Source organism: Cellulomonas algicola (assembly GCF_019024305.1).
Classification (GTDB): Bacteria; Actinomycetota; Actinomycetes; order Actinomycetales; family Cellulomonadaceae; genus Cellulomonas; species Cellulomonas algicola.
The window spans coordinates 1-16,435 of the sequence record NZ_JAHKSJ010000011.1 but is presented as its reverse complement, the minus strand read 5'-3'; the positions used below and the strand labels follow the sequence as shown (position 1 = coordinate 16,435).

Annotated in this window: 15 protein-coding genes; 8 read left to right on the top strand and 7 right to left on the bottom strand. The window is 74.5% G+C overall.

From position 1 onward, the window contains the following. The first annotated feature begins 37 nt into the window (after positions 1-37). Positions 38-2,140, top strand: a complete 2,103-nt coding sequence (locus tag KOV94_RS09535) for a carbohydrate-binding module family 20 domain-containing protein (protein ID WP_308160466.1) — start codon at positions 38-40, stop codon at positions 2,138-2,140. Between the two features lie 87 nt (positions 2,141-2,227). Here the strand turns inward: KOV94_RS09535 and KOV94_RS09530 are convergent, their stop codons facing one another. The 7 genes from KOV94_RS09530 to KOV94_RS09500 form a co-directional block, all read right to left on the bottom strand. Continuing rightward, positions 2,228-2,803: an HhH-GPD-type base excision DNA repair protein gene (locus KOV94_RS09530; protein WP_124341118.1), complete on the bottom strand. Its 576-nt coding sequence runs from the start codon at positions 2,801-2,803 to the stop codon at positions 2,228-2,230. Then, a complete protein-coding gene (gene cofC, locus KOV94_RS09525; RefSeq protein ID WP_218051903.1) occupies positions 2,800-3,429 on the bottom strand; it encodes a 2-phospho-L-lactate guanylyltransferase in 630 nt (209 codons plus the stop codon). The genes KOV94_RS09530 and cofC overlap by 4 nt, the downstream gene beginning before the upstream one ends. Next, on the bottom strand, positions 3,426-4,412 hold the full coding sequence (gene cofD / locus KOV94_RS09520) for a 2-phospho-L-lactate transferase (RefSeq protein ID WP_124341116.1): 987 nt from the start codon (positions 4,410-4,412) through the stop codon (positions 3,426-3,428). The genes cofC and cofD overlap by 4 nt, the downstream gene beginning before the upstream one ends. Beyond that, positions 4,409-5,221: a putative F420-0 ABC transporter ATP-binding protein gene (locus KOV94_RS09515; protein ID WP_124341115.1), complete on the bottom strand. Its 813-nt coding sequence runs from the start codon at positions 5,219-5,221 to the stop codon at positions 4,409-4,411. The genes cofD and KOV94_RS09515 overlap by 4 nt, the downstream gene beginning before the upstream one ends. After that, the gene (locus KOV94_RS09510; protein WP_218051902.1) at positions 5,212-6,291 is read right to left on the bottom strand and encodes a putative F420-0 ABC transporter permease subunit; all 1,080 of its coding nucleotides are present in this window, start codon (positions 6,289-6,291) and stop codon (positions 5,212-5,214) included. The genes KOV94_RS09515 and KOV94_RS09510 overlap by 10 nt, the downstream gene beginning before the upstream one ends. Then, a complete protein-coding gene (locus KOV94_RS09505) occupies positions 6,288-7,310 on the bottom strand; it encodes a putative F420-0 ABC transporter substrate-binding protein (RefSeq protein ID WP_218051901.1) in 1,023 nt (340 codons plus the stop codon). The genes KOV94_RS09510 and KOV94_RS09505 overlap by 4 nt, the downstream gene beginning before the upstream one ends. A 318-nt stretch (positions 7,311-7,628) precedes the next feature. After that, on the bottom strand, positions 7,629-8,966 hold the full coding sequence (locus KOV94_RS09500) for an aminotransferase class I/II-fold pyridoxal phosphate-dependent enzyme (protein WP_218051900.1): 1,338 nt from the start codon (positions 8,964-8,966) through the stop codon (positions 7,629-7,631). Between the two features lie 256 nt (positions 8,967-9,222). Between KOV94_RS09500 and KOV94_RS09495 the strand changes: the two genes are divergently transcribed. The 7 genes from KOV94_RS09495 to KOV94_RS09465 all read left to right on the top strand — a co-directional run bounded on the left by KOV94_RS09495 (position 9,223) and on the right by KOV94_RS09465 (position 16,420). Then, entirely contained in the window at positions 9,223-10,071 is an 849-nt protein-coding gene (locus KOV94_RS09495; RefSeq protein ID WP_218051899.1) for a nitrilase-related carbon-nitrogen hydrolase, read from the top strand. Positions 10,072-10,099: 28 nt separating this feature from the next. Further along, complete coding sequence (gene hydA, locus KOV94_RS09490) at positions 10,100-11,524, top strand: dihydropyrimidinase (protein ID WP_218051898.1); 1,425 nt, start codon at positions 10,100-10,102, stop codon at positions 11,522-11,524. 56 nt (positions 11,525-11,580) lie between these two features. Beyond that, the gene (locus KOV94_RS09485; protein ID WP_162351613.1) at positions 11,581-12,612 is read left to right on the top strand and encodes a TIGR03842 family LLM class F420-dependent oxidoreductase; all 1,032 of its coding nucleotides are present in this window, start codon (positions 11,581-11,583) and stop codon (positions 12,610-12,612) included. Continuing rightward, a complete protein-coding gene (locus tag KOV94_RS09480; RefSeq protein ID WP_218051897.1) occupies positions 12,609-13,487 on the top strand; it encodes an ABC transporter permease in 879 nt (292 codons plus the stop codon). The genes KOV94_RS09485 and KOV94_RS09480 overlap by 4 nt, the downstream gene beginning before the upstream one ends. Further along, complete coding sequence (locus tag KOV94_RS09475; protein WP_218051896.1) at positions 13,484-14,383, top strand: ABC transporter ATP-binding protein; 900 nt, start codon at positions 13,484-13,486, stop codon at positions 14,381-14,383. Before KOV94_RS09480 ends, KOV94_RS09475 begins: the two co-directional genes overlap by 4 nt. Next, positions 14,380-15,156, top strand: coding sequence for an ABC transporter permease (locus KOV94_RS09470; protein ID WP_218051895.1), 777 nt, complete (start codon positions 14,380-14,382; stop codon positions 15,154-15,156). Before KOV94_RS09475 ends, KOV94_RS09470 begins: the two co-directional genes overlap by 4 nt. 106 nt (positions 15,157-15,262) lie before the next feature. Next, the gene (locus KOV94_RS09465; RefSeq protein ID WP_218051894.1) at positions 15,263-16,420 is read left to right on the top strand and encodes an ABC transporter substrate-binding protein; all 1,158 of its coding nucleotides are present in this window, start codon (positions 15,263-15,265) and stop codon (positions 16,418-16,420) included. The last annotated feature ends 15 nt before the right edge of the window (positions 16,421-16,435 follow it).

Below are 16,435 nucleotides of genomic sequence, written 5' to 3'. Positions count from 1 at the left end.
CACGACGACGTGCGCCGAGCCCGATCGGAGCCTCTCCGTGACCGCCACCACCCGCACGCCCGCGCGTGCCGCCCGACCACGCCGGCGACGCGCCGTCGCCGCCCTGGCCGCCCTGCTCGTCGCCGGCGCCGGCCTGACCGCCTCCGTCGCGCCGACCGGAGCGGCACCACCGTTGCCGCAGCCCGTCGTGCCGTCCGCGAACGGCCGCGGCGACGTCATCCTCAACCTCTTCCAGTGGACGTGGGACGCCGTCGCCCGCGAGTGCACCTCGACGATCGGGCCCGCCGGGTTCGGGTACGTGCAGGTGTCGCCGCCGCAGGAGCACGTCACCGGGTCGCAGTGGTGGACGTCGTACCAACCGGTCAGCTACCGCGTCGAGTCGAAGCTCGGGACGCGCGACGAGTTCCGCGCGATGGTCGCGACGTGCCGCGCCGCGGGGGTCGGCGTCATCGCCGACGCCGTGCTCAACCACACGACCGGCGCGGACCGGGGGAGCGGCACCGGCGTCGCCGGGTCGTCCTTCGGCGTCGACTCGTTCCCCGGGATCTACGGCGCCGCGGACTTCAACGACTGCCGGTCCAACATCGCGAGCTACGGCGACCGCTACCAGGTGCAGAACTGCCGGCTGGTGTCGCTGCAGGACCTGCGCACCGGCTCGTCGTACGTCCGGGACCGGCTCGCCGGGTACCTCAACGACCTGCTGAGCCTCGGCGTCGCGGGCTTCCGCATCGACGCCGCCAAGCACATCCCCGCCGCCGACCTCGCCGCGATCAAGAGCCGGCTCACCAACCCGGACGTCTTCTGGGTGCACGAGGTCATCGGCGCGAGCGGCGAGCCCGTCCAGCCGTCCGAGTACCTCGGCAGCGGCGACTCGCACGAGTTCTTCTACGGCCGCCGGCTCAAGGCCGCGTTCGACGGGAACCTCGCGAACCTGCGCACGATCGCCGACGGGCTGCTGCCGTCGTCGTCGGCGGGCACGTTCGTCGACAACCACGACACCGAGCGCAACGGCGAGACGCTCAGCTACAAGCGCGGCGCCGAGTACCGGCTCGCCAACGTGTTCCTCCTCGCGCACCCCTACGGCGCCCCGTCCGTCTACAGCGGCTACACGTGGGACGACAAGGACGCCGGCGCGCCCGGTGCCTCGGCGACGAGCGTGCCCGACGCGTCGTGCGCCGACAGCCGGTGGGTCTGCACGCAGCGGTGGACCCAGGTGCAGGGCATGGTCGGCTTCCACAACACCGTCGGCAGCGCGCCGCTCGTGCAGTGGACCGACGACGGTTCGCAGCTCATCGGCTTCGGCCGCGGCGACCGCGGGTACGTCGCGCTCAACGACCACGACCAGCCCGTCACGCGCACCTTCCAGACGTCGATGCCCGCGGGCTCCTACTGCGACGTCGTCGCATCCGCGACGTGCGCGTCGACCGTGACCGTGTCGTCGTCGGGCACCTTCACCGCGACCGTCCCCGCGCACGGGGCCGTCGCGATCCACGTCGGCCGTCCCGGCGGGCAGCCGACCGCGAGCACGACCGTCTACTACGCGACGACGCCCCGCTGGTCCGCCTACCGGATCCACCACCGCGTCGGCTCCGGGGCGTGGACCGCCGTGCCCGGCGTCGAGATGGCGCCCGCGTGCACCGGCTGGGTGTCGCGCGAGATCGCGACGGGCGGCGCCGCCGTCACCGCCGCGTTCACGAACGGCACCGGGACGTGGGACAGCAACGGCGGGCGGGACTACACGCTCATCGGTGCGGCGGTCCGCGTGGCCGGCGGCGTCGTCACCCCGGGCAGCCCGTGCGGCACCACGCCGACGCCCACCCCGACACCGACACCCACCCCGACCTCGTCGTCCGCCGCCGTCTCGTTCGGCGTCCAGGCCACGACGGCGTGGGGCCAGAACGTGTTCGTGGTCGGCGACGCCGCCGTCCTCGGCGGCTGGGACCCGGCGCGCGCCGTGCCGCTCTCGCCGGCTGCCTACCCCGTGTGGCGGGCGTCGGTCACGCTGCCCGCGGGCTCGACCGTGCAGTACAAGTACGTCCGCAAGGACGCGTCGGGTGCCGTGACGTGGGAGGGCGGGACGAACCGCACGGTCACCGTGCCGTCGTCCGGGACGCTCACGCTGAACGACACCTGGCGCTGACGCGCGACGCGCGGCCCGCCCCTGCGCTCGGGGCGGGCCGCGCGCTCGCGGTCCTGGTGCCGGCCGGGCGGCTCAGCTCAGCCGGTGTCAGGCCTTCGCGGCCCTGGCGGCGGCCTTGGCCGCCTGCTTCGTCGCGCGGACCTCGGCGAGCGACGTCGGGTCCGTCACGTCGGCGATCGAGCGGCGCGCGTCGACCTCGCCGTACGCGCCCGCCGCCTCGCGCCAGCCCTCGGGCTCCACGCCGTACTGCTTCCCGAGCAGCGCGAGGAAGATCCGCGCCTTCTGGTCGCCGAACCCGGGCAGCGCCTTGAGGCGCTTGAGCACCGTCGCGCCGTCCGGGTCGCCCGTCGTCCAGATCCGGGCCACGTCGCCGTGGTACGTCTCGACGACCTCGCGCGCGACCGCCTGGATGCGGCCCGCCATCGAGCCGGGGTAGCGGTGCACCGCGGGAGGGGTCGAGCACAGCGCGACGAACTCGTCGGGGTCGGCGTCCGCGACCTGGTGCACGTCGAGCCCGCCCATGCGCTCGGCGATCTTCGCCGGCCCGGCGAACGCGCTCTCCATCGTCACCTGCTGGTCGAGCAGCATCCCGATCAGCAGCGCGAACGGGTCCTCCGAGAGCAGTCGGTCCGCGGCGTCGTCGCCGGTCAGCCAGAGCGTCATGCGCCCATCCTGGCGTGCGCGCCGGGTGCGTGGGCACCCGGGTCGTCGACCAGCGTGTCGAGGTCGGCGGGCTCGTCGACGTCGTGCCGCAGCGTCGACGCGACGGGAAGGTCGAGCGCGACGTGCCCGGCGGCGGTGTGCCGGGCGGACGAGCCCGCACCGAAGGCCGGTCGCAGGTCGGACCCCGGGGCGGCGGTGAGCAGCGTCGTGCCCGTGCCCTCCGCGTCGGGGACGTGCGCGCGGGCGTGCGCGGCGGCCAGGCGCAGCCCCGCGTCGAGGTCGGCGGGACGCAGCCCGGGCAGGTCGCCGAGCAGGACCGCGACGGGTGCGTCGGGCGTGCGCGCGCGGACAACGGCCTCGCCCGCGAGGACCGCCTCGTCGAGCCCACCGCCGGGCGGCTCGTCGACGACGACCGCGCCGCCGCGCTGCGCCCACGACGCGAGGACGTGGTCGGGCGTCACGAGGACGACGCCCGCGACCGACTCGGCGGCCGACGCCGCAGCGAGGGTGTCGAGGGCCATCGAGCGCACGAACCGGGCGCGCTCGCCCGGTCCCAGGACGTCGGCGAGGCGCGACTTGCCGCGGTCGGCGTCCTTGACCGGGACGACGACCCACCACCCGGTCACGGCGCCCGGTCCACGAGGGCGAGCGCCCGCGCGGCGATCGCCGCGGTCGCCGGGACGTCCGTCATGAGCGTGGGCGCGGACTCGACGCGCCAGCCCTCGGACCGCAGCGGCTCGACGACCGCCGCGTCGGCGTCGTCGACGAGCCACGCGTCGAGCACGCCACCGTCGGCGCGGCGGCCGTAGTGACGCGCGACGGCGTCGGCCGCGGTCTCGACCCCGATCGCGGTGAGGCACGCGTCGGCCATGCCGCGCACGGGTGCGCCGCCGATCACCGGGCTGATGCCGACGACCGGGGCGGGCGTGGCGCGCAGCGCGTCGCGGATGCCGGGCACGCCGAGGATCGTGCCGACGGACACGACCGGGTTCGACGGCGGCACGACCACGACGTCGGCGTCGGCGAGCGCGTCGAGCACGCCCGGTGCGGGCTCGGCGACCGTCACGTCGTTCTGGTGGAACGCGCGCGCGGGGATCGCGGCGCGGTGCAGGACCCACCACTCCTCGAAGTGCATCGTCCGTCCGTCGACGGTCTCGACCGACGTCTCGACCTCGCTGTCCGTCATCGGCAGCAGCGTCACGCCGGGCTTCCACCGCTCCGCGAGCCGGGCGGTGACGCTCGACAGCGGCACGCCCGACAGCAGCAGCTCGGTGCGGGCCAGGTGCGTCGCGAGGTCGAGGTCGCCGAGCGTGAACCACTCCCAGCCGAGCCCGTACGCGGCGAGGTCGTCGGACACGCGGCGGCTCTCGTCGCGGCGACCCCAGCCCTGCTCCTCGTGCACCGCGCCGCCGAGCGTGTACATGAGGGTGTCGAGGTCGGGGCACACGCGCACGCCGTGCAGCCACAGGTCGTCGCCGGTGTTCGCCACGACCGTGACCTGCGCGGTCGTGCCGCCCGCGCCGTCGGACAGCCGGTCGCGCAGCAGCGCGAGCAGCCCGCGCGTGAAGCGCGCGCCACCGACGCCGCCGGACAGGACGGTGATCCTCATGCTTCTCCCGCGGGGACGGGAGCCGGCGCCGTGCGGGGCGCGGGCTCGTGGAACGCGATGACGGGCCGCCCGGTGCGCGGGTGCTCGAGGACGTCGGCGTCGACGCCGTAGACCTCGCGCAGCAGCGCGGGCCGCAGCACCTCGCGGGGGTGACCGGCCGCGGCGAGGCGCCCGCCGGACAGCACGACGACGTGCTCGCAGAACGCGGCCGCGAGGTTGAGGTCGTGCAGCGCGGCGACGGTCGTCGTGCCGAGGTCTCGCACGAACGCGAGGAGGGCGAGCTGGGCGCTCACGTCGAGGTGGTTGGTCGGCTCGTCGAGCAGCAGCAGCTCGGGCTCCTGCGCGAGCGCGCGCGCGACGTGCACGCGCTGACGCTCGCCGCCCGACAGGGACGACCACGCGCGGCCGGCCAGGTGCGCGGCATCGGCGGCGTGCAGCGCGCGGTCGACGGCCTCGTCGTCGGGGTCGGTGCCCCACAGCGAGCGGTAGGGGATGCGGCCGAGCGCGACGACCTCGCGGACCGTCAGCGGGACGCTGCTCGACGACTCCTGCTCGAGCAGCGCGATCCGGCGGGCACGCTCACGACGGCCCATCGCCGCGACCGGCGCCGCCGACGCCCCCGCGCCCACGAGCACCGCACCGCGCTCGGGCGTGAGCAGCCCGGCGACGAGGCGCAGCAGCGTCGTCTTGCCCGCGCCGTTCGGGCCGAGCAGGCCGGTCAGGCGCCCCGGGGGTGGGGTCGCGTCGACACCGTCGACGACCCACCGGCCCCCGAGGCGCGTGCCGACACCGCTGAGCGTCAGGTCCACGCCGACCCCCGTCCCCGGCGCAGCAGCACCGCGAAGACGGGCACGCCGATGAGCGCCGTGACGATGCCGACGGGCAGCTCGCGCGGGTCGAAGAGCGTGCGGGCGAGCGTGTCGGCCCAGACGAGGAACACCGCGCCGGCGAGCGCTGCGACGGGCAGCAGCCGGCGGTGCGCCGGGCCGGTGAGCGACCCGACGGCGTGCGGCAGGACGAGCCCGACGAACCCGATCGCGCCGCTCACCGCGACCATCGCGCCCGTGAGCAGCGCGACGAGCGTCATGAGCGTCCACCGGGTCCGGTCGACGCCGACGCCGAGCGCCGCCGCGGCCGTGTCGCCGAACGCGAACGCGTCGAGCCGCACACCGGCGAGCACGACGAGCGTCCCGACGACGAGCACCGCGCCCCCGGCGATCGCGACCGACGACCACGTCGCGCCCGCGAGCGAGCCGAGGAGCCACGACAGGATCTCCCGGTACGAGTCGCCGGTCGCGGTCCAGAAGATGACGAACGACGTGCCCGCCGCGCAGAGCTGCGACACCGCGAGCCCGGCGAGCACCGTGCGGCCCGGCGTGAGCGTCCCGCCCGAGCGGGCGAGCGCGAGCGTGGCGACCAGCGCGGCCATCGCGCCCACGAACGCGGCGACCGGCAGCAGCACGGCCACGCCGACGACCAGCACGGCGACCGCCCCGAGCGACGCACCCGACGACAGCCCGAGCAGGTACGGGTCGGCGAGCGGGTTGCGCGTGAGGCTCTGCATGACGGCGCCGGCGAGCGCCAGCCCGGCGCCGACGGCGGCGGCCGTCAGCACGCGCGGCAGGCGGAGCTCCCAGACGATCGCGTCGTGCAGCGGTGCGACGGGCGCGACGTCGAACCCCACGTGCGCCACGATGCTGCGCGCGACCTCGCCGACGCCCAGGTCCGCCGGTCCGATCGTCACGGTCACGAGGACCGTGACGACGAGCGCCGCGAGGCCGACGGCCACGAGCAGCGCGAGGCGGGTGCGCGCCGGTGCCGCCGTCGACGGGGCGAGCGGCGGGGTCGTGCGGGGGACGGTGGCGGTCGTCGTCGTCACCCCTCGTCCGGTGCGTCGTCCAGCGCGGCGACCTGCTCGGCGATCGACGCGACGGCCTCGGCGTTGCGCACACCGGCCTCGGTCGCGGCGAACGGCACGGTCACGTACCGCTTCTCGCGCACCGCGGTGAGCTGCGACGTCGCCGGGTTCGACTCGAGCAGCGCGATCTTGCTGTCGGCGGTGTTCCACGACGCGTCGACCAGCACGATCACGTCGGGGTCCGCCGCGACGACCTGCTCCCAGCCGACCGACGTCCACGTGTCGTGCACGTCGCCGAAGACGTTCGTCAGCCCGGCGGCGTCGAGGATCATCTGCGGCGCACCGATCCCGGCGCCCACGTAGGGGCTGTCGGTGCCCGACGAGTACCAGAGCGCGGTCGTCGGCTCGGCGGGCTTCTCGACCTCTGCGAGCGTGTCGCGCTGCGCGGCGATGAGCTCCTCGGCGCGGTCCTGCACGCCGAACAGCGACGCGACCTCGCGGATCTCGTCCTCGACGACGTCGAACGTCAGCGGGTCGGGCTGGTAGCCCTCCTCCTTGCACGCGGCGGGGGAGACGTACGTGCCGATCCCCAGCGCGGCGAGAGCGGTGCGGTCGCCGGCGCCGTCGGCGGAGAAGTTCGACTCCCAGCCCGCGTAGACGAAGTCCGGCTCGAGCGCGAGCAGCGCCTCCTGGCCCGGGACCTTGTCCGACACGACCGGGATCGCGTCGTAGGCGTCGGCCCACTCGTCGGGCACGGGACCGTCCGCGAACGCCGTGCCGACGACGCGGTCCTCGAGCCCGAGCGCGAGCAGCATCTCGGTCGACGTCGACTTGATCGTCACGACGCGCTCCGGCGGGGCGTCGACCGTGACGGGTGTGCCGCAGTTGTCGAGGTCGACGGGCGTGAAGCCGCCGGGCTGCGACGCGGCAGCGGTCGGCGACGACGTGCCCGACGCGTCGGACGCGCACGCCGACAGCCCGAGGGCGAGCGCGGCCGCGGCGACGAGGGGCACGAGGGGACGGCGGGTGGGGCGGGGCATCGGCACTCCGGGACTGGGCGCAGGGCGACCCCTGCGCGGGCGGGGGTGCGCTGCGCTGCGCACGACGGGACGGGTGCACGTCGCACCCCGGAGGGCCGCCGAGTGCCGGGCGGCTCGACCCGGTCAACACGACCAGGTTCCGGGTCCCACCCTAGGCCGCTGCGCCGCCTGTCCCGCAACCCGACGTCCACGCGCCCACCTGCGAGCCCGCCCGGCGGCGGGCGGACACCCCCACCCGGCGACCCGGGTCTGGTGACCGCTCATCCGCCCCTTCCGGTCACCAGCCCTGGGTCGACGGCGACGTCGGCCACGAGCGGGTCAGGGGCGGGCGGCGAGCGCGAGCGCCTGGGCGACCTCGGCGACGTCGTCGGAGAGCAGGCCCACGGTGACGCGCAGGTGCGCGGTGGCCTCGTCCGGGCCGTTGGCGACGAACGGCGTCCCGGGCGCCGCGCGGATCCCCGCGGCCTCGAGCCGCAGCAGCGCGGTGCGCTCGTCGTGCACGGGCAGCCACAGGTTGATCCCGTCGCCGCCGTCGACGTGCACGTCGAGCGCCGCGAGCGCGGTCGTGAGCGCCCGGCGTCGCGCGAAGTAGACGCGGCGGGCGTGCGCGACCGCGTCGATCGCGGCGGGGTCGGTGAGCAGGTCGACGAGCACGTGCTGCAGCAGGCGGCTGGTCCAGCCGGGGCCGAGCATGCGGCGCGCGACGAGCGCGTCGAGCACGCGGGCAGGCCCGCCGACGGCCGCGAGCCGCAGGTCGGGGCCGTGCGACTTCGAGTAGGACCGGACGTGCACGGTCGCGTCGGGCAGCCAGGTCCCGAGCGAGACGTCGCGCGCGGAGGAGATCTGCCCGCAGTGGTCGTCCTCGATCACGGTCACGGCGGTGGCTGCGGGCACGCGTCGGACGACGGCGGCGAGCTCGCGGGCCCGGGTCGGGGTGAGCGAGACGCCCGTCGGGTTCTGCGCGCGCGGCTGCAGGACGACGACGCCCGCACCGGCCGCCAGCGCACGGGCCAGGGAGTCGGGGCGCATGCCGTTGCGGTCGAGCGCGACGGGCACGCGCTGGAGTCCGAGCTGGTCGAGCAGGTCGAGCAGCGGCGGGAAGCCGGGGTCCTCGACGGCGACGCGGTCGCCGAACGACGCGACCTGCTCGAGCGTGCGGCTGATCGCGTCGACCGCGCCGTCGACGACGGTGAGCCGCTGCGGCACGAAGGGCCACGACTCGCGCAGGAGCGACTCGAGCTCGGGCACGAGCGGTGCCGACAGGTAGGTGCCGGCCTCGGCGGCGGGCGTCCGGGCCGCGACGCGCGCGAGCGCCGGGCCGAGCGGCGGGAGCAGGTCGGGATCGGGCGTGCCGGTCGACAGGTCGAGCCGGGCCGGCGCTCCCTCGGCGAGGTCGCGGTAGCGCGGGGGCAGCCACGCGGCGGGCGGCGGGAGGACGAAAGTGCCCGCGCGCCCGCGCGACGCGACGAGCCCGACGGTCGCGAGCGCCTGGAACGCACCGCTCACCGTCGCGGGGCTCACGCCCAGGTCGACGGCCAGCGCCCGCACGGTCGGCAGCCGGTCGCCGGGGACGAGCTCCCCGCCGTGCACGAGCCGCGCCACCGCGGCCGCGATGCCGCGCGGCGACCGGTCGTCGACGTGGGCGGCCAGATCCATGGCGGCAGCATGCCCGCGCGCAGGACCCGCCCTGGGCGAAGCCCGGGACGAACCGGACGCCGGTCGCAGGTGTTTACACGCGGCCCGCCGTTGTTCGCGCGGCGGAAACGGAGGGTAACGCCGCAGAAATGTTCAACGCCGACAGTCACATTCCAGGCGACGGGGCCCGGCCCGGCAGGCAGGTCCCGTCGCACGACGTGGGACCGCGGCACCGCGGCCGGGACCCGCCGCCGGCCGCCCGAGGACCGGAGGACCCATGACCGTCGTACGCGTCGCATTCACCCAGGCCACCTGGACCGGCGACAAGGAGTCGATGATCGCGCTGCACGAGGCGTGGACGCGCGAGGCCGCGTCCGCCGGCGCGCAGGTGATCTGCTTCCAGGAGCTGTTCTACGGGCCGTACTTCGGCATCACGCAGGACACCGCCTACTACGACTACGCGGAGTCCGTTCCCGGCCCGACGACCGAGCGGTTCGCGGCGCTCGCGGCCGAGCTCGGCATCGTGATCGTGCTGCCGGTCTACGAGGAGGACCAGCCCGGCGTGCTCTACAACACGGCCGCGGTGATCGACGCCGACGGCTCCTACCTGGGGAAGTACCGCAAGCACCACATCCCGCACCTGCCGAAGTTCTGGGAGAAGTTCTACTTCCGCCCGGGCAACCTCGGGTACCCGGTGTTCGAGACGGCCGTCGGGAAGATCGGCGTCAACATCTGCTACGACCGGCACTTCCCCGAGGGCTGGCGCGTGCTCGCCCTGAACGGCGCCGAGATCGTCTTCAACCCCAACGCCACCGCGCCCGGCATCTCCAACAAGCTCTGGGAGATCGAGCAGCCCGCGGCCGCGGTCGCGAACGGCTACTTCGTCGTCGCGAACAACCGCGTCGGGCGCGAGGACAACGAGTACGGCGACGAGGCCGTCGCGTTCTACGGCTCGTCGTACGCGGTCGGCCCGGACGGCAACTACGTCGGCGAGGTCGGCTCGAGCACCGAGGACCAGCTCCTGATCCGCGACCTCGACCTCGACCAGATCCGGCAGGTCCGCGAGCGCTGGCAGTTCTTCCGCGACCGCCGGCCCGACGCCTACGGCGCGATCGTCGCCCCCTGACCCGGCACCCAGCGGAGAGGACGTCCGAGTGAAGACCCTGATCACCGGCGGGACCGTCGTCAGCGCGACGGGCCGCACCCCGGCCGACGTGCTCGTCGACGGCGAGACCATCGCCGCGGTGCTCGCGCCCGGCTCGACGCTGCTGGGCTTCGACCTCGCGGCCCACGTCGACCGTGTCATCGACGCGACCGGCAAGTACGTCATCCCGGGCGGCGTCGACGCGCACACCCACATGGAGCTGCCGTTCGGCGGCACCGCGGCGTCGGACACGTTCGAGACGGGCACCCGCGCCGCGGCGTGGGGCGGCACGACGACGATCGTCGACTTCGCGGTGCAGCGCGCGGGGGAGCGCGTCATGGACGGGCTCGCCGCGTGGCACGACAAGGCGGCCGGGCAGTGCGCGGTCGACTACGCGTTCCACCAGATCGTCGGCGGCGTCGACGACGACAGCCTCAAGGCCATGGAGGGCCTCGTCGCCGAGGGCGTCACGAGCTACAAGCTCTTCATGGCGTACCCCGGCGTGTTCTACGCCGACGACGCGCAGATCGTCCGGGCCATGCAGAAGGCCGCCGACCTGGGGCTGCTCACGATGATGCACGCCGAGAACGGTCCCGCGATCGACGTCCTCGCGGCGCAGCTCGTCGAGCAGGGGAAGACGGACCCGTACTTCCACGGGATCGCCCGCGCCTGGCAGCTCGAGGAGGAGGCGACGCACCGCGCGATCATGCTCGCCGACCTCACGAACGCGCCCCTCTACGTCGTGCACGTGAGCGCCAAGCAGGCCGTCCAGCAGCTCGCGTGGGCGCGCGACAACGGCAAGAACGTGTTCGGCGAGACGTGCCCGCAGTACCTCTACCTGTCGCTCGAGGAGCAGCTCGGCGCGCCGGGGTTCGAGGGCGCGAAGTGGGTGTGCTCGACGCCGCTGCGCTCGCGGGCCGAGGGGCACCAGGACCACATGTGGCAGGCGCTGCGCACCAACGACCTGCAGATGGTGTCGACCGACCACTGCCCGTTCTGCATGAAGGGGCAGAAGGAGCTCGGGCTGTCCGACTTCCGCGCGATCCCCAACGGCATCGGGTCCGTCGAGCACCGCATGGACCTCATGTACCAGGGCGTCGTGACCGGCCAGATCACCCTCGAGCGCTGGGTCGAGCTCACCTCGACGACGCCCGCGCGGATGTTCGGGCTGTACGGCCGCAAGGGCGTCATCGCGCCCGGGGCCGACGCGGACGTCGTGGTCTACGACCCCGCGGGCCACACGTCCATCGGGGTCGGCGAGGGCCGGACGCACCACATGCACATGGACCACTCCGCGTGGGAGGGCTTCGAGGTCGACGGGCACGTCGACGTCGTCCTGTCCCGCGGGACGGTCGTCGTCGACGACGCCGGGTACCACGGCCGGGCCGGCCACGGGCGCTACCTCAGGCGCGACCTCTCGCAGTACCTCGTCTGACCTCCGTCCCCACCTCGTCTGACCCGCGTCCCCACGCCCCGGAAGGAGGACCGCCCGTGGACTTCGGTGTCGTCCTGCAGACCAATCCGCCCGCCTGGCGGACCGTCGAGCTCGCCCGCCAGGCCGAGACGCACGGCTTCGACTACGTGTGGACGTTCGACTCGCACCTGCTGTGGCAGGAGCCGTTCGTCGTGTACTCCGCGATCCTCGCCGCGACGCGCAAGGTGGTCGTCGGACCGATGGTGACCAACCCCGCGACGCGGGACTGGACCGTCACGGCCTCGCTGTTCGCGACGCTCAACGAGATGTTCGGCAACCGGACCGTGTGCGGCATCGGCCGCGGCGACTCCGCGGTCCGCACGCTCAACGGGCGGCCGTCGAACCTCGCGACGCTGCGCGAGTCGATCCACGTGATCCGCGAGCTCGCGAACGACCGTGCCGTCGAGGTCAACGGCCGGACCGTCCGGTTCCCGTGGGCCAAGGGCTCCGCGCTCGACGTGTGGGTCGCCGCCTACGGGCCGCTCGCGCTCAAGCTCACGGGCGAGGTCGGCGACGGGTTCATCCTCCAGCTCGCCGACCCCGACATCGCCGCCTGGACGATCAAGGTCGTCCGCGACGCCGCCGAGGCCGCCGGGCGCGATCCCGACGCGATCCAGTTCTGCGTCGCCGCCCCTGCGTACGTCGGCGACGGTGACTCCCCGGCCGCCCGCGCGCACATGCGCGAGCAGTGCCGCTGGTTCGGCGGCATGGTCGGCAACCACGTGGCCGACATCGTCGCCCGCTACGGCAGCGACAGCACCGTGCCGAAGGCCCTCACCGACTACATCAAGGCGCGCGAGGGCTACGACTACAACGAGCACGGCCGCGCCGGGAACTCGCACACGTCCTTCGTCCCCGACGAGATCGTCGAACGGTTCTGCCTGCTCGGCAGCCCGCGCGAGCACGTCGAGAAGCTCGAGGCGCTGCGCGACCTCGGCGTCACCCAGTTCGCCGCCTACCTCCAGCACGACAACAAGGAGGAGACCATGCGGCTCTACGGCGAGCGGGTCATCCCCGCGCTCGCGGACACCGTCGTGGCGACCGCATGACGGCGGGTCGGCGCGCCGCCCGGTCGGCGCTCTGGGGGGCCGCGGCGCTCGTGCTGCTCGTGGTGCTGTGGGAGGTCGTCAAGGCCGTCGTGCCCGACACCGGGTGGCACGTCGGCGAGGCGAGCGTCCTGCCGCGCACCGACGACGTCGCGATGCCGCACGTGTGGGACGTCGTCTCGCGCATCGGCGAGCCCGAGACATCCGCGACGGGCGCGCCGACCGTGCTCGTCGCGATGCTCCAGGCGTGCTGGTTCACCCTCCGCGTCGCCGCCGCCGGGTGGGTCCTGGGCGTCGTCGGCGGGGCGCTCGTGGCCGTCGTCATGCAGCGCTCGCGGCTCGCCGAGTCCGCGCTGCTGCCGTGGGTCGTGCTGTCGCAGACCGTGCCGCTCGTCGCGCTCGCGCCGCTCGTCGTCGGATGGGGCGGGCGCATCCACCTGGGCGCGCTCGAGTGGCAGAAGTGGATGTCGGTCGCGCTCATCGCGTCCTACCTCGCGTTCTTCCCCGTCGCGGTCGGCATGCTGCGCGGCCTGCAGTCGCCCACGACGGCGCAGGTCGAGCTGTTCCGGGCGCAGGCCGCGTCGTGGGGGCGGACCCTCGTCTCCCTGCGGCTGCCCGCGTCCGTCCCGTACCTGCTGCCCGCGCTGCGGCTCGCCGCGGCCACGGCCGTCGTCGGCGCGATCGTCGCCGAGGTGTCCACGGGCACCAAGGGCGGCATCGGGCGCCTCGTCATCGCCTACGCCCAGGCCGCGAGCGGCGACCCCGCCAAGCCGTGGGCGGCCATCCTCGCCGCCGCGGTGCTCGGCCTCGTCGCCGCCGGACTCGTCACCCTGCTCGGGCTCGGCCTGGGCCGCTACCGCCACGCGGAGGTCTCATGAGCGACGTCACCACCGCCACCGAGGCGACGGGCACCCCGCCCGACGCCGCGCCCGGCGCCACGTCCCTACCGGCCGCACCCGCCGGTCCCGCCACCGCCGTCGACGTGCGCGGCGTCTCCAAGGTGTTCGCCACGCGCGCCGGCACCGTCGCCGCGCTCGACGACATCCACCTGAGCGTCGCCGCGGGCGAGTTCGTGTCGCTCATCGGCCCGTCCGGGTGCGGCAAGTCGACGCTGCTGCGGCTCGTCGCCGACCTGGACCAGCCGACGACGGGGGAGATCGCGGTGTTCGGCCGTCCACCTCGGGTCGCTCGGGAGGCCCAGGACTACGGGATCGCGTTCCAGCAGGCCGGGCTCCTGCCGTGGCGGAGCGTCGCCGCCAACGTCGAGCTGCCGCTCGAGCTGCACGGCGTCGGCCGTCGGGAGCGCGCCGCGCGTGCCGCCGAGCTGCTCGCGCTCGTCGGGCTCACCGAGTTCGCCGGCCACTTCCCGCACCAGCTCTCGGGCGGCATGCAGCAGCGCGTCGCGATCGCCCGGTCGCTCGCGGAGAGCCCGAGCCTGCTCCTCATGGACGAGCCGTTCGGCGCGCTCGACGAGATGACGCGCGAACGCATGCAGACCGAGCTCGTGCGGCTGTGCGCCGAGTCCGGGGCGGCCGTCGTGTTCGTGACGCACTCGATCCCCGAGGCGGTGTTCCTCTCGCAGCGCGTCGTGGTCATGTCGCCGCGTCCGGGCCGGATCGCCCAGGTCGTGCCCGTGGACCTCGCGCGGGCCGACGAGCGCACCGACGACCTGCGGGAGGACGCGGCGTTCTTCGCGGCGGTCACCGCGGTCCGGGAGGCGCTGCACGGCGGTCACGGTGCGGACGTCCCGACGCGCGGGGTGGACGTCCGGTGAGCGCCGCCCGGGTCAGCCGGTGGGTCGCACCCGTCCTGGTCGGCGTGCTCGCGCTCGTCACGTGGCAGGTCGTCGTCGTCGCCGCCGACCTGCCGCCGTACCTGCTGCCCAGCCCGACCGCGATCGTCGAGCAGCTGCGCCAGGTCGTGCCGCTCGTGTGGTCGGCGGCGCTCGCGACGGGGGCGAACGTGCTGGTCGGGCTCGTGGCCGGTGCCGTCACGGCGGTGCTCGCCGCGTTCGTCGCCGCGCGCAGCCGCATCGTCGACGGCCTCATGTCGCCGACGGCCGCCGCGCTGTCGGTCATGCCGATCGTCGCGCTCGCCCCCGCGCTCAACACGCTGTTCGGCACGACGTCGACGACCCCGCGCCGGCTCGTCGTGGCCGTCGTGGTCTTCGCGCCGGTGTTCGTCAACACCCTGCGCGGGCTGCGGCAGGTGCAGCCCGTGCACCGCGACCTCATGCGGGCGTACGCGGCGTCGTCGTGGCAGGTCACCCGCACGGTCACGGTGCCCGGCGCGTTGCCGTACCTGTTCACCGGGCTGCGGATCGCGTCGTCGACGGGTGTCATCGCGGCCGTCGTCGCCGAGTACTTCGGCGGGCTGCAGAACGGGCTCGGGTCGCGCATCACCGCCGCCGCCGCGAACAGCGCGTACGCGCGGGCGTGGGCGTTCGTGCTCGGCGCGATCCTGCTGGGCCTCGTCCTCTACCTCGCGACGGCAGCGCTCGAACGTGCCGTCGCGCGTCGCCACGGTGCGGTCCCCGCCGGGACCTGACGCCGCCCACCCGTCCCGCCTGCCGACGACGCCAGGTGCGGTCGACCGCGACTCGCCCCCTCCGGCGAGCGCGCCCCGCCAGTGCCGCCCCCAGGAAGGACCCGAGATGACCCCCACCAGGCGTTCCGCGTGGACCGCGACGGCTGTCGGCGTCGCCACCGCGCTCGTGCTGTCGGCGTGCAGCAGCGGCAGCGGCGACCCCGAGCCCGAGGCGTCGGGCGACTCCGACGGGCTCACCCCCGTCACGCTCCAGCTGCAGTGGTTCACCCAGGCCCAGTTCGCCGGCTACATCGCCGCCGTCGAGCAGGGCTTCTACGAGGACGAGGGCCTCGACGTCGAGATCGTCGAGGGCGGCGTCGACATCGTCCCGCAGTCGGTGCTCGCCGACGGGTCGGTCGACTACGCGATCGCGTGGGTGCCGAAGGCGCTCGCGTCGCGCGAGCAGGGCGCAGGCATCACCGACGTCGCGCAGATCTTCCAGCGGTCCGGCACGCTCCAGGTCGCGTTCGCCGACTCGGGCATCTCTTCGGCCGCCGACCTCACGGGCAAGAAGGTCGGCAACTGGGGCTTCGGCAACGAGTTCGAGCTCTTCGCCGGCATGACGGAGGCGGGCCTCGACCCCGCGACCGACGTGACCCTCGTGCAGCAGCAGTTCGACATGAACGCGCTGCTGTCCGGCGAGATCGACGCCGCCCAGGCCATGACGTACAACGAGTACGCGCAGGTGCTCGAGGCGGTGAACCCCGCGACCGGCGAGCTCTACCAGCCCGAGGACTTCACGGTCGTCGACTGGAACGACGAGGGCACCGCGATGCTCCAGGACGCGATCTGGGCGAACTCCGAGCGCCTCGCGTCCGACGAGGAGTACGAGGAGACGACGGTCAAGTTCCTCAAGGCGAGCCTCGAGGGCTGGATCTGGGTCCGCGACAACCCGGAGGAGGCGCGCGACCTCGTCGTGGCGGCGGGCTCGCAGCTCGGCGCGAGCCACCAGCTGTGGCAGGTCAACGAGGTCAACAAGCTCGTCTGGCCGTCGCCGGGCGGCATCGGGATCATCGACGAGTCGGCCTGGGAGCGGACCGTCGACATCGCCCTGAACACCAAGAACGACCAGGGCGCGACGGTCATCACGGCCGAGCCGAGCGCCGACGCCTACACCAACGAGTACGTCGACAAGGCGCTCGAGGAGCTGCGCGCCGAGGGCGTCGACGTCGACGGCGCCGACTTCCAGGCCGCCGAGGTGACGCTCGAGCCGGGCGGCAACTGACCCACACCCGTGCGG

What these genes read in the sequence shown, in the direction of transcription:
- KOV94_RS09465 (WP_218051894.1), top strand. Translation starts at nt 15,263, where the DNA reads ATGACCCCCACCAGGCGTTCCGCGTGGACCGCGACGGCTGTCGGCGTC.
- KOV94_RS09530 (WP_124341118.1), bottom strand. Translation starts at nt 2,803, where the DNA reads ATGACGCTCTGGCTGACCGGCGACGACGCCGCGGACCGACTGCTCTCG.
- KOV94_RS09500 (WP_218051900.1), bottom strand. Translation starts at nt 8,966, where the DNA reads ATGGATCTGGCCGCCCACGTCGACGACCGGTCGCCGCGCGGCATCGCG.
- KOV94_RS09495 (WP_218051899.1), top strand. Translation starts at nt 9,223, where the DNA reads ATGACCGTCGTACGCGTCGCATTCACCCAGGCCACCTGGACCGGCGAC.
- KOV94_RS09505 (WP_218051901.1), bottom strand. Translation starts at nt 7,310, where the DNA reads ATGCCCCGCCCCACCCGCCGTCCCCTCGTGCCCCTCGTCGCCGCGGCC.
- cofD (WP_124341116.1), bottom strand. Translation starts at nt 4,412, where the DNA reads ATGAGGATCACCGTCCTGTCCGGCGGCGTCGGTGGCGCGCGCTTCACG.
- KOV94_RS09480 (WP_218051897.1), top strand. Translation starts at nt 12,609, where the DNA reads ATGACGGCGGGTCGGCGCGCCGCCCGGTCGGCGCTCTGGGGGGCCGCG.
- KOV94_RS09475 (WP_218051896.1), top strand. Translation starts at nt 13,484, where the DNA reads ATGAGCGACGTCACCACCGCCACCGAGGCGACGGGCACCCCGCCCGAC.